Source organism: Pseudomonas sp. ZY71 (assembly GCF_036542145.1).
Taxonomy (GTDB): Bacteria; Pseudomonadota; Gammaproteobacteria; order Pseudomonadales; family Pseudomonadaceae; genus Aquipseudomonas; species Aquipseudomonas koreensis_A.
Map to the genome: position 1 here is coordinate 4446381 of NZ_CP144274.1, position 12031 is coordinate 4458411.

Below are 12031 nucleotides of genomic sequence, written 5' to 3' on the forward strand. Positions count from 1 at the left end.
CATGAAAGACAATTTGATCGAGATTCGCGATCTGCGCGTGGCCTTCGCCGGGCAGGCAGTGGTGCATGGTTTGAACCTGGATATTCGCCGGGGCGAATGCCTGGCACTGGTCGGTGAATCCGGCTCGGGCAAGTCGGTGACGGCGCATTCGATTCTGCGTTTGTTGCCGGGCAAGAACGTCAGCAGCAGCGGCGCGATCCGCTACAACGGCGTGGATTTATTGCACGCCAGCGAGCAGCAGATGCGCGGTTTGCGCGGCAACCGCATTGCGATGATGTTCCAGGAACCGATGACCTCACTCAATCCGTTGCACACGGTAGAAAAGCAGGTCAGTGAAGTGCTGGAAATTCACAAAGGCCTCAAGGGCCGCGCTGCACGTGAACGGACGTTGGAGCTGCTGGAGCTGGTCGGCATCCGCCAACCGTTGCAGCGCTTGAAAGCCTATCCGCATCAACTCTCCGGTGGTCAGCGGCAACGGGTGATGATTGCCATGGCGCTGGCCAACGAGCCGGAACTGTTGATCGCCGATGAGCCGACCACGGCGCTGGATGTCACGGTGCAGCAGAAGATTCTCGAGTTGCTGATCGAGTTGCAGCAACGCCTTGGTATGTCGCTGTTGCTGATCAGCCATGACCTCAATCTGGTGCGCCGTATCGCGCAACGGGTGTGCGTGATGCGTCACGGTGAGATCGTCGAACAGGCCGATTGCGAAACGCTGTTTCGGGCGCCGCAGCATCCTTACAGCCGCTTGTTGATCGAGGCGGAGCCCAGCGGTGCGCCAGTGCCCAGTGAGTACGATCACAACCTGCTCGAAGTCGACGATTTGAAGGTGTGGTTTCCGTTGCCCAAAGCGTTGTTCAGTCGACAGCAGGATTACATCAAAGCGGTGGATGGCGTGAGCTTCACCCTGCAACGGGGCAAGACCTTGGGGATTGTCGGCGAGTCGGGTTCGGGCAAGTCGACGTTAGGTCAGGCGATCCTGCGGCTGGTCGAGTCCGAGGGCAATATCCGTTTCGGCAACAAGCAACTGAGCCTGCTCAACCAGCGTCTGATGCGGCCGTTACGGCGGCAAATTCAGGTGGTGTTTCAGGACCCGTTCGGCAGCCTCAGCCCACGGATGTCGGTGCAGCAGATCATTGCCGAAGGCTTGCTGACCCATGGCATCGGCACTGAAGCCGAGCGTGAGGTGGCGGTGATTCGCGTACTGGAGGAAGTTGGCCTCGATCCGCAGAGCCGGCATCGTTATCCCCACGAATTTTCCGGTGGCCAGCGCCAACGCATTTCCATCGCCCGCGCACTGGTGCTGGAACCGGCGCTGATTCTGCTTGATGAGCCGACCTCGGCGCTGGATCGCACGGTGCAGAAGCAGGTGGTGGAGTTGTTGCGGCAATTACAGATCAAACATGGGCTGACGTATTTGTTCATCAGCCATGATCTGGCAGTGGTGCATGCGCTGGCGCATGACTTGATGGTGATCAAGGATGGCAAAGTGGTTGAGCAGGGTTCTTCGCGGGAAATCTTTGCCGCGCCCAAACACCCCTACACCCAGGAACTCCTGAAAGCCTCCGGCCTCAAGCCCGACACAAATCCCTGTAGGAGTGAGCCTGCTCGCGATAGCGGTATTCCAGTGACATGAGTGCTGCCTGACCCACCGCCATCGCGAGCAGGCTCACTCCTACAGGGATGGTGGTGAGTCATTGAAATTTATTTTCCGGGCACTGCATCCAAACGCCTCCGTCACGGGTAGTCCTTATAACAGCCCTCTTCGGCTGTCAGCGGTCTACCCTTTCGGAGATAACACTGATGAACATCACCCAGCTGATTGGCCTTACCGGTTTGCTCGCCCTGTCCTCGACGACCTTCGCCCAAAGCAACTATCCCGACGCGATCAAAGTCCCGGACGGCCACAAGATCGCGATGGAAACCACCGGCGTCGGTGAGATCACTTACGAATGCCGTGACAAAGCCAATACTCCAGGGCAGACCGAGTGGACCTTCGTCGGCCCGAAAGCGGTGCTCAATGACCGCAGCGGCAAACAGGTCGGCACCTACTTTGGCCCGCCGGCCACCTGGCAGGCCAAGGACGGTTCGAAGGTCACCGGCACACAATTGGCCGTGGCGCCATCAAGCCCGGGCAACCTGCCCTATCAACTGGTCAAGGCCAATCCCGCAGAAGGCAAAGGCGCGATGAGTGGCGTGAGTTACATCCAGCGTGTCGCACTCAAGGGCGGCGTGGCGCCGGGCAGCGAATGCACAGCGGCGAACAAGGGCAAGCAGGAAGTGGTGAAGTATCAGGCCGACTACATTTTCTGGGCGGCGAACTGATCCCCGGAACACCACAAATCCCCTGTAGGAGTGAGCCTGCTCGCGATAGCGGAGTGTCAGCCGACCTATTCTTTACTGATACACCGCTATCGCGAGCAGGCTCACTCCTACAAGGGGAATTGGATTGTCTGGATGTTTGCGGAATGTAAGCTAGATTGCACGACATGCCTTTAGCCGAATCCACATTCGATTACGAAGCCCGCCTCGCTGCCTGTGCCCGTGGCGAGCGGTCGGCCCTGCGCGATTTGTATGTGCAGGAAGGCCCGCGTCTGCTCGGTGTGGCCAAGCGGCTGGTGCGCGACACGGCGCTGGCGGAGGACATTGTTCATGAGGCCTTCATCAAGATCTGGAACGGCGCGGCGGGGTTTGACCCGGCGCGCGGTTCGGCGCGTGGTTGGATGTTCAGTGTGACCCGGCATCTGGCGCTGAATCTGCTGCGTGATCACGGTCGGGAAACGCCGTTCAGTGAGACCCACGACGTGGCTGCGGACGATGACGGCTTCGACGCCCATGCGCATTCGGCACGCATTCATCGTTGCCTCGAACAACTCGAGCCACAACGCCGCCACTGCATTCTTCACGCCTACGTCGACGGCTACAGCCACGCGCAGATTGCCGCGCGCCTCGACACGCCGCTCGGCACCGTCAAGGCGTGGATCAAGCGCAGCCTCAATGCCTTGCGGGAGTGCATGGGATGACCAGCGAATCGGCGCAAGACCGCGATGAACTGGCCGGCGAATATGTGCTCGGCACGCTTTCTTTTGAACAGCGGATCGAGGTGCAACGACGCTTGCCCAACGACCCCGAACTGCGTGCAGCGGTGGATGCCTGGGAACGGCGTCTGCTGGAGCTGACCGATCTGGCGCCCGCGCAACAACCCTCGGCGCTGTTGTGGCCGCGGATCGAACGCAGCCTTGAACGACTCACGCCAAAAACGTTATCGACCTCATGGTGGAATCTGCTGCCACTCTGGCGCGGCTTGAGTGCGGCCGGACTGGCCGCGACATTGATTTTGGGTTCGATCCTGCTGACCCAGACCACGCCGAAACCGAGTTATCTAGTGGTGTTGGTGGCGCCGCAAGACAAAGCCCCGGGCTGGGTGATTCAGGCGAGCAATTCGCACGAGATTCAGCTGATTCCGCTCGGCGTGGTTGAGGTGCCAGCGGACAAGGCGCTGGAATTCTGGACCAAGGCTGATGGCTGGCAAGGGCCGGTGTCGCTGGGGCTGGTCAAGCCAGGCGAGGCTTTATCAGTGCCGCTGGACAAGCTGCCGCCGCTGCAACCCAATCAGCTGTTCGAGCTGACACTTGAGGGCGCCAATGGCTCGCCGATCGGCAAACCGACCGGGCCGATTCAGGCGATCGGGCGCGCCGTCAAAGTCTTGTAAAATTCCCCTGCGGCAGCTCCTACATCAACCATCATTGCTGTCGATGTTCATCATCACGGCAATGAAGTTCTCATAAAAAATCTCCGGCGTAACATCGGCTCCATACCAACCAACAACACCCCGGAGCACACCATCATGAAACGCCAAACTCTTCTCGGTATCGCTTTCTCGGTCTTCGCTATCAACGCTTTCGCCGCTACCCCGGCCCACACCCTGATCGCTGAGGGCGGTTCGGACAAACTGATCGAAAGCCGTGTGGCTGAAGGTGGCTCGGATCGTCTGCTTGAACGTCGCGTTGCCGAAGGTGGCTCGGATCGTCTGATCGAACGCCGCGTCGCCGAAGGTGGCTCGGATCGTCTGATCGAACGCCGCGTCGCCGAAGGTGGTTCGGATCGTCTGCTTGAACGCCGCGTTGCTGAAGGTGGTTCGGATCGTCTGATCGAACGCCGCGTTGCTGAAGGTGGCGCTGATCGTCTGATCGAACGCCGCGTTGCTGAAGGTGGCTCGGATCGTCTGCTTGAACGCCGCGTTGCTGAAGGTGGCTCGGATCGTCTGATCGAACGCCGCGTTGCCTGATGAATGGCGGCAAGCGCAACACCCCAGAGAAACCCGGCTCCCTTGGCCGGGTTTTTTATGTCTGCCTGATTTATCCGGCCTTGACCATGCAGCGTTTGTAACGCTCGTCCACGCGCTTGGCGAACCACGCGGTCGTGAGTTTTCGGGTGATCTTCGGACTCTGCAGCACGATCCCCGGCAACACCGCACGCGGCAGCTTCTTCCCCTCCGCTTGCTCTGCCAGTTCGAACACCCGCTGATAGAGCTTGGTCTCTTCGAACTCCAGGGTTTTGCCCTTCTCCAGTTGATCGCGAATGGTCGGGTTGCGCATGCCCAATGACTTGCCGAGGGTGCGCACCGCCAGTTCCGTGCCGCCGGGCATGATCGAGTCGTAGCGGATCAGATCGCCATCCAGCGCCAGCGGAATGCCCGAGGCGCGGCTCACCGCGTTTTGAAACGCCGCGTTGCGACTGGCGTACCAACCAGCGTTGAAGTCGGCAAATCGGTACAACGGCTCGCGATAGCTCACCGGATAACCGAGCAAATGCGCGATGCCGAAATACATGCCACCACGGCGGCTGAACACTTCGCGGCGAATCGTACCGTCTACCGGGTATGGATAGTCTTTGGCGTGCTGCTCGGCAAATTCGATGCTGACCTGCATCGGCCCGCCGGTGTGCACCGGGTTGAAGCCACCGAACAGCGTACGGCCCATCGGCACCCGGCCGATGAAGTCGTCGAAAATGCCACTGAGTTCTTTTTCACTGCGCGCCGCGTTCAGGCGTTCGCTGTAGGTCTTGCCGTTGGTGGAACGCACCTGCAGAGCGCCGCTGACCAACAGGCTGGGGATATGCACTTTCGCGGCGCGACGGTCGATTTCGTCGCGGGCGATTTTGCCCAGGCCGGGCACGGTGGGATCGGCCTGAAAGGTCGATTCCTGTTCGGCAACGGCCAGCACCGAGCACAGGTTTTGCGTGGTCGGGCTGATGTTCTGCGCGGCAAATGCGGCGTAGATATCGGTGGCCCAGCCTTGGCGATCGGCAGTCTTGGCCGGCATCAGCCGTACGATCTCGGCCTTCACTTCAGCGGGTGCACGCGGCACCGGTTCCTGGCTGCGCTGCCCCGCGCAACCGGCGAGCGCCAGCAATGCGGCGAGCGTGATCGGTAATCGAAGGTTGTGCATGTTGCTCCATCCAGTCCATTAAGCCCGAACACCATACACAATCCGTGTAGGAGCTGCCGAAGGCTCGGGCCGCGATCGGACGATCTTTTGACTTTGATTTTAAAAACAAGATCAAAAGATCGCAGCCTGCGGCAGCTCCTACACAGGAATATGGGTTTTGAAGAGGTGATGACAAACTGATTGCAAAACGTTACTGAGAAAACCTATCATTTGCACCTGGAGTCGCATTTGCGCAAGGAGTTCCCGCGCCGCCCTTATTTTTCTCACCGGCCGCGTGCCTCCAGGTCCCTACATGCCCGCTCCAGCTCGACTCGCCGTCCCGTTTCGCCCGACGCTTCTCGCCCTGCTGTGCTCCCTGACTGTCACCGCTCACGCCGCTGAAGGCGATACCAAAGCGCTGGTGCTGGACGACGTCAACGTTAATGCTCAGGCCCCGACGCCCAACGCCCTGCCCCCGGTTTACGCGGGTGGTCAGGTCGCCCGTGGTGGTCAACTCGGCGTGCTCGGCAATCAGGACATGATGGACGTGCCATTCAGCGCCGCCTCTTATACCGAACAACTGATCCAGGATCAGCAGGCCGAAAACGTCGCCGACGTGCTGCTCAACGATTCGTCGGTGCGTCAGGCCTCGGGTTTCTCCAACCAGGCGCAGGTCTTCATGATCCGTGGCCTGCCACTGAACGGCGACGATATTTCCTATAACGGCCTGTACGGTGTGCTGCCACGGCAGATCATTTCCACCGATGCGCTGGAGCGCGTGGAAGTGTTCAAAGGCCCGAACGCTTTTATCAACGGCGTGACCCCGACCGGTTCCGGCATCGGCGGTGGCGTCAACCTGCAACCGAAGCGCGCCGGTGACGTGCCGCTGCGCCGTTACACCACCGACATCAACAGCGAAGGTCGCATCGGTCATCACTTCGACATTGGCCAGCGCTTCGGTGAAGACAACCGCTTCGGTGCACGGATCAACCTGTCCCAGCGTGAAGGCGACACCGGCATCGATCACGAGAACCAGCGCTCGAAACTGTTCGCCATCGGCCTCGACTACCGCGGCGACGCCCTGCGCCTCTCCGGCGACTTCGCCTACCAGAAAGAACGCGTCAACGGTGGCCGCAGCTCGGTCAACCTTGGCACTGCCACGCACATTCCGGATGCGCCATCGGCCGACACCAACTACGCGCCGAAGTGGGGCTACACCGACATCGAAGACACCTTCGGCATGCTTCGCGCCGAATATGACCTGAACGACAACTGGACCGCCTACGCGGCCGGCGGCGCCAAGCACACCCGCGAAGTCGGGCGCTACAACTCGACCACTCTGGTTGGCAACAGCGGTGCTTCGTTTACCACGGGTTCGTTCGTCCCCCACGATGAAGACAACACCAGCGTCATGGCTGGCCTCAACGGCAAATTCAATACCGGCGCGATCAGTCACAAGGTCAATTTCGGGTTGACCGGTATCTGGGCCGAGCAGCGCAGCGCATACGATTTCGATCTGACCCAATACGCCAACAACATCTATCACCCGGTGCAAACGCCGTCGCCGGTGGGCAATTTTGCCGGTGGCGACTTGAATGATCCGGGCATCGTCGGCAAGACCTTCAACCGCAGCATCGCGCTTTCCGACACCCTCGGTTTCTTCGATGATCGCCTGCTGGTCACCGCCGGCCTGCGCCGCCAGCAACTGGTGGTGCAAGGCTACAACTACGCCAGCTGGGGCAGCGGCGATCGCAAGTCGAGCTACGACGAATCGATCACCACGCCGGTGTACGGCGTGGTGTTCAAGCCATGGGAACACGTGTCGTTCTACGCCAACCACATCGAAGGCCTGGCACAGGGCCCGACCTCGCCGACCAGCTCCGGCGGATTCCGTGTGACCAACGGCAACGAAGTCTATGCACCCGCGCGTTCCAAACAGACCGAAGTCGGGGTGAAAGTCGACATGGGCACTTACGGCGCGAGCCTGGGTGTCTATCGCATCGAACAGCCGAGCGATGGTTACTGCGAAATCGACAGCGCCACCACCTGCACCTACGTGCGTGAAGGCGAGCAGGTCAACAAAGGCGTGGAAATGAACGTGTTCGGCGAGCCGGTTCAGGGCCTGCGCCTGATCAGCGGCCTGACCCTGATGGACACCGAACTGAAGAACACCCTCAACGGCGCCAACGACGGCAATCGTGCGATCGGTGTGCCGACCTTCCAGTTCAACGCTGGCGCGGATTGGGACGTGCCGGGCCTGCAAGGCGTAGCGCTGAATGCGCGGATGCTGCGTACCGGCGGTCAATATGCCGATGCGGCGAACAATCTGAGCCTGCCGACCTGGAACCGCTTCGATGCGGGTGCGCGTTATGCGTTCAAGGTGTCGGAGAAGGACGTGACCGTGCGTCTGGGCGTGGAGAATCTGGCGAACAAGAAGTACTGGGAATCGGCTCAGGGTGGGTATCTGACTCAGGGTGAGCCGCGGGTGGCGAAGTTGTCCGGGACTATTGATTTCTAAGGCTGAAAAGCCCCTCACCCTAGCCCTCTCCCGGAGGGAGAGGGGACTGATTGCGGTGTTCTTTCGAGTTACGCCGACGTGTGCCACCGAGTTGAACGCACACTTGAAAAGCCCACCAATCGGCTCCCTCTCCCTCGGGAGAGGGCTGGGGTGAGGGGCTACTATTTACGTCACACAACAGCACCCCAGCCGAACACCATCAAGACATCCCCGTCTGGCCGATGAACTGGCCACCCTCTCCTTCTGATCCATACTTGCTGCACAGCAAACGGAGGACAGGCCCATGAACCGCAGCGACGTCCTGATCATCGGCGCTGGCCCGACCGGGCTGGTGCTGGCCCTGTGGCTGAGCAAACTCGGCGTGCGCGTGCGCATCATCGATAAAACCTCCGCGCCCGGCACCACTTCGCGAGCGCTGGCGGTGCAGGCTCGCACCCTCGAGTTGTACCGGCAACTGGACCTCGCCGACACCGTGGTGCGCAACGGTCATCGGGTGGCGGCGGCGAATTTCTGGGTCAACGGCAAAGCGGTCGCGCAATTACCGCTGAACCGCATTGGCGAAGGCCTGACGCCCTATGCGTTCGTCGAAATATTCCCGCAGGACGAGCACGAACGGCTGCTGATCGAGCGCCTCGAGGACTACGGCGTCACGGTCGAACGCAACACCACGCTGGAAAGCTTCGAAGAAACCGGCGACGGCCTCACCGCGCATTTACGCCTGCCCGATGGCGAGCAGGAAATCTGCCAGGCCTGTTATCTGGCCGGCTGTGACGGCGCCCGCTCAGTGGTGCGCAAAACCCTCGACACCGGGTTCCCCGGCGGCACTTATCAGCAGATTTTCTATGTCGCGGACGTCAAGGCCAGCGGCCCGGCAATGAACGGCGAGCTGCACCTGGACCTGGATGAAGCAGACTTTCTCGCCGTGTTTCCTCTCGCCGGCGAAGGCCGCGCAAGGCTGATCGGCACCGTGCGTGACGAGCGTGCGGATCGCGCCGAAAGCCTGGAGTTTTCCGATGTCAGCAGCCGCGCCATCGAACACCTGAAAGTGCATATCGAAGACGTGCACTGGTTCTCGACCTACCGTGTGCATCACCGCGTGGCCGAGCATTTTCGCAGTGGCCGCGCGTTTCTGCTCGGCGATGCCGCACATGTGCACAGCCCGGCGGGCGGTCAGGGCATGAACACCGGCATCGGCGACGCGATCAATCTGGCGTGGAAACTTGCCGCCGTGCTCAGCGGCGCTGCCGAACCAGGCCTGCTCGACAGCTATGAAACCGAACGCATGGCCTTCGCCCGCAGGCTGGTGTCAACCACCGACAAAGTCTTCAGTTTTGTCACTGCCGAGGGACGTATGGCGGACCTGCTGCGCATGCGCGTGGCGCCGTTTCTGATCCCGAAAATGGCTTCGTTCGAGGCCAGTCGCGAGTTCCTCTTTCGCACGGTGTCGCAGGTCACCCTCAACTACCGCGGCATGCCGCTGAGCCAGGGCGCAGCCGGCCACGTCCACGGCGGTGACCGTTTGCCCTGGGCGCATGATGGTGAGGGGGATAATTACGAACCGCTAAGGCAACCGTGCTGGCAAGTGCATGTCTACGGCGACACCAGCGACGAAATGATTGCCTGGTGCCACGAACATCATTTGCCGCTGCATGTGTTCGACTGGCGTCCGGCGTTTGAAACGGCAGGATTGGGGCGTAATGGCTTTTATCTGCTGCGCCCGGATACGTATGTGGCGATTGCCGAGAACAGCGCGGATCCGAAAGTGATTGAACGCTACTTCCGCGATCACGGCATCCGGCCCTACTTCAACTGCCCCTGACCCACCACAAAACCCTGTAGGAGTGAGCCTGCTCGCGATAGCGGTGTATCAGCCGCCATTAATGTTGACTGACAAGACGCTATCGCGAGCAGGCTCACTCCTACAGTTTGGATTTGCGGTGTTGCTTAGATCCCGGCCAAGGCCAGATCCATCGCAAAGTAAGTAAAGATCAAATCCGCACCCGCGCGCTTGATCGCGCCCAGACTTTCACGCACCACACGATCCTCATCAATCGCCCCGGCCTGTGCGCCGAACTTGATCATCGCGTACTCGCCACTGACCTGATACGCCGCCAGCGGCAGGTTCGAGGCTTCACGGATATCGCGGATGATGTCGAGGTAAGCACCGGCCGGTTTGACCATCAGCGCATCGGCGCCTTCCTGCTCGTCGAGCAGCGATTCGCGCAGGGCTTCGCGGCGGTTCATCGGGTTCATCTGATAGCTTTTACGGTCGCCCTTCAGCGCGCTGCCACCGGCCTCGCGGAACGGGCCGTACAGTGCCGAAGCAAATTTGGTCGAATAGGCCATGATCGGAATTTGAGTAAATCCAGCCGCATCCAGCGCCTGACGAATCGCCCGCACCTGACCGTCCATCGCCGCCGACGGCGCGATCACGTCAGCACCGGCGCGGGCTGCCGCCACGGCTTGTTTGCCGAGGTTGATCAGTGTCTGGTCGTTGTCGACCTCATGGTTGTGCATCACCCCGCAGTGGCCGTGATCGGTGTATTCGCAGAAGCAGGTGTCGGACATCACGATCATCTCCGGCACGGCATCTTTGGCAATGCGCGACATGCGCGAGACCAGACCGTCTTCGCGCCAGGTGTCGCTGCCGTTGCTATCGAGATGGTGGGACACGCCGAAGGTCATCACCGACTTGACGCCGGCACGGGCGTAACGCTCGATTTCGCTGGCCAGTTTGCGCTCGGGAATGCGCATCACACCCGGCATGCTGTTGATCGGCACGAAGTCATCGATTTCTTCCTCGACGAAAATCGGCAGCACCAGATCATTCAGGCTGAACTCGGTTTCCTGGAACAGGCTGCGCAGGCTCGCATTGCGGCGCAGACGGCGGGGACGTGCTTCGGGGAACTGACTGGACATGGAGGGCCTTTCCTGAAAACGGCAGATGAGACGAAAGTCGTAGGGGGCGAAGCTTATGCCTTGCGGGGGGCGGGGTACAAACCTGGATCAATCAAGAGTGCATTACTGGGGGTGTAATAATCCCTCGGACTTTGCACATTCCCTTGTGGGAGCGAGCCTGCTCGCGATAGCGATGTGTCATTCGACATCAATGTTGACTGACTCACCGCTATTGCGAGCAGGCGAAGGCCTACAAGGGGTTATGTGTGTAGTCAGGAAGGGATGGTCAGGCCGCGAATGACCGCTGGGCGGGCGAGGAATCGCTCAAGCACGCGGGTAACATTCGGGAAGTTGCTGATGCCCACCAGATCACCGGCCTCATAAAACCCGATCAAGTTACGCACCCACGGAAACGTGGCGATATCAGCAATGGTGTAACGCTCGCCCATGATCCAGTCACGGCCCTTGAGCCGACCGTCGAGCACTTTGAGCAGACGTTTGCTTTCATCGACGTAACGATCGCGCGGACGCTTGTCCTCATAATCCTTGCCGGCAAACTTGTTGAAGAAGCCGAGCTGACCGAACATCGGGCCGATGCCGCCCATCTGGAACATCAGCCACTGAATGGTTTCGTAACGCAGCGCGCCTTCCTGCGCGAGCAACTGGCCGCTTTTGTCGGCCAGGTAAATCAGGATCGCACCGGACTCGAACAACGGCAGCGGCTGGTCTCCGGGGCCGTGCGGGTCGAGGATCGCCGGGATCTTGTTGTTCGGGTTCAGCGACAGAAACTCGGCAGACAACTGATCCTGGGTATCGAAAGCAACCTTGTGTGGCTCATACGGCAGGCCGATTTCTTCGAGCATGATCGAGACTTTGACGCCGTTGGGCGTCGGCAGGGAATAGAGCTGAATCCAGTCAGGGTACTGCGCCGGCCACTTCTGGGTGATCGGGAACGCGGACAGATCGGTCATGGGAAGCATCCAGTCACAAATTAAAGTCCTGAGCATAATCCAGGATCACACGCTCTAGCGCGGGTTCTTTTTGCCAGCGTCGTTGCACCTACTTAAATCCGCAACATCCTGTCGTTAACCTGCCACCAGGCCGCTTAACGTTGCCGTTAGAGTGCTGCGCACTCGGGCGATCGAACCAATGGCCCTCAGGGGACTCTGAGCTATGCCTTTATTGC

Annotated in this window: 10 protein-coding genes; 7 read left to right on the forward strand and 3 right to left on the reverse strand. The window is 60.3% G+C overall.

Translation table 11 applies throughout. The features are described 5' to 3' along the window. Position 1: 1 nt before the first annotated feature. The 5 genes from VY732_RS19705 to VY732_RS19725 all read left to right on the forward strand — a co-directional run bounded on the left by VY732_RS19705 (position 2) and on the right by VY732_RS19725 (position 4288). Positions 2-1636: an ABC transporter ATP-binding protein gene (locus VY732_RS19705; RefSeq protein ID WP_331691550.1), complete on the forward strand. Its 1635-nt coding sequence runs from the start codon at positions 2-4 to the stop codon at positions 1634-1636. A 167-nt stretch (positions 1637-1803) separates the two neighbouring features. After that, positions 1804-2325 (forward strand): DUF3455 domain-containing protein, encoded by a 522-nt coding sequence (locus VY732_RS19710; protein ID WP_077573743.1) that lies wholly within the window; start codon positions 1804-1806, stop codon positions 2323-2325. 164 nt (positions 2326-2489) lie between these two features. Then, entirely contained in the window at positions 2490-3023 is a 534-nt protein-coding gene (locus VY732_RS19715) for a sigma-70 family RNA polymerase sigma factor (RefSeq protein ID WP_331691551.1), read from the forward strand. Beyond that, on the forward strand, positions 3020-3712 hold the full coding sequence (locus VY732_RS19720) for an anti-sigma factor (protein ID WP_331691552.1): 693 nt from the start codon (positions 3020-3022) through the stop codon (positions 3710-3712). Before VY732_RS19715 ends, VY732_RS19720 begins: the two co-directional genes overlap by 4 nt. Before the next feature lie 135 nt (positions 3713-3847). Next, entirely contained in the window at positions 3848-4288 is a 441-nt protein-coding gene (locus VY732_RS19725; RefSeq protein ID WP_331691553.1) for a phage infection protein, read from the forward strand. A gap of 70 nt (positions 4289-4358) precedes the next feature. Here the strand turns inward: VY732_RS19725 and VY732_RS19730 are convergent, their stop codons facing one another. Further along, positions 4359-5450: a DUF1615 domain-containing protein gene (locus tag VY732_RS19730; RefSeq protein ID WP_331691554.1), complete on the reverse strand. Its 1092-nt coding sequence runs from the start codon at positions 5448-5450 to the stop codon at positions 4359-4361. A 292-nt stretch (positions 5451-5742) separates the two neighbouring features. Between VY732_RS19730 and VY732_RS19735 the strand changes: the two genes are divergently transcribed. Further along, a complete protein-coding gene (locus tag VY732_RS19735; RefSeq protein ID WP_331691555.1) occupies positions 5743-7947 on the forward strand; it encodes a TonB-dependent receptor in 2205 nt (734 codons plus the stop codon). 283 nt (positions 7948-8230) lie between these two features. Next, the gene (locus VY732_RS19740; RefSeq protein ID WP_331691556.1) at positions 8231-9766 is read left to right on the forward strand and encodes an FAD-dependent oxidoreductase; all 1536 of its coding nucleotides are present in this window, start codon (positions 8231-8233) and stop codon (positions 9764-9766) included. Positions 9767-9891: 125 nt separating this feature from the next. Here VY732_RS19740 and hemB read toward each other — a convergent pair whose 3' ends face one another. Both hemB and VY732_RS19750 read right to left on the reverse strand, forming a co-directional pair. Continuing rightward, a complete protein-coding gene (gene hemB / locus VY732_RS19745; RefSeq protein WP_077573606.1) occupies positions 9892-10866 on the reverse strand; it encodes a porphobilinogen synthase in 975 nt (324 codons plus the stop codon). Between the two features lie 251 nt (positions 10867-11117). Beyond that, the gene (locus VY732_RS19750) at positions 11118-11816 is read right to left on the reverse strand and encodes a glutathione binding-like protein (protein WP_331691557.1); all 699 of its coding nucleotides are present in this window, start codon (positions 11814-11816) and stop codon (positions 11118-11120) included. Positions 11817-12031: the final 215 nt, after the last annotated feature.

What these genes read in the sequence shown, in the direction of transcription:
- VY732_RS19705 (WP_331691550.1), top strand. Translation starts at nt 2, where the DNA reads ATGAAAGACAATTTGATCGAGATTCGCGATCTGCGCGTGGCCTTCGCC.
- VY732_RS19710 (WP_077573743.1), top strand. Translation starts at nt 1,804, where the DNA reads ATGAACATCACCCAGCTGATTGGCCTTACCGGTTTGCTCGCCCTGTCC.
- VY732_RS19715 (WP_331691551.1), top strand. Translation starts at nt 2,490, where the DNA reads ATGCCTTTAGCCGAATCCACATTCGATTACGAAGCCCGCCTCGCTGCC.
- VY732_RS19750 (WP_331691557.1), bottom strand. Translation starts at nt 11,816, where the DNA reads ATGACCGATCTGTCCGCGTTCCCGATCACCCAGAAGTGGCCGGCGCAG.
- VY732_RS19730 (WP_331691554.1), bottom strand. Translation starts at nt 5,450, where the DNA reads ATGCACAACCTTCGATTACCGATCACGCTCGCCGCATTGCTGGCGCTC.
- VY732_RS19725 (WP_331691553.1), top strand. Translation starts at nt 3,848, where the DNA reads ATGAAACGCCAAACTCTTCTCGGTATCGCTTTCTCGGTCTTCGCTATC.
- VY732_RS19720 (WP_331691552.1), top strand. Translation starts at nt 3,020, where the DNA reads ATGACCAGCGAATCGGCGCAAGACCGCGATGAACTGGCCGGCGAATAT.
- VY732_RS19740 (WP_331691556.1), top strand. Translation starts at nt 8,231, where the DNA reads ATGAACCGCAGCGACGTCCTGATCATCGGCGCTGGCCCGACCGGGCTG.
- hemB (WP_077573606.1), bottom strand. Translation starts at nt 10,866, where the DNA reads ATGTCCAGTCAGTTCCCCGAAGCACGTCCCCGCCGTCTGCGCCGCAAT.
- VY732_RS19735 (WP_331691555.1), top strand. Translation starts at nt 5,743, where the DNA reads ATGCCCGCTCCAGCTCGACTCGCCGTCCCGTTTCGCCCGACGCTTCTC.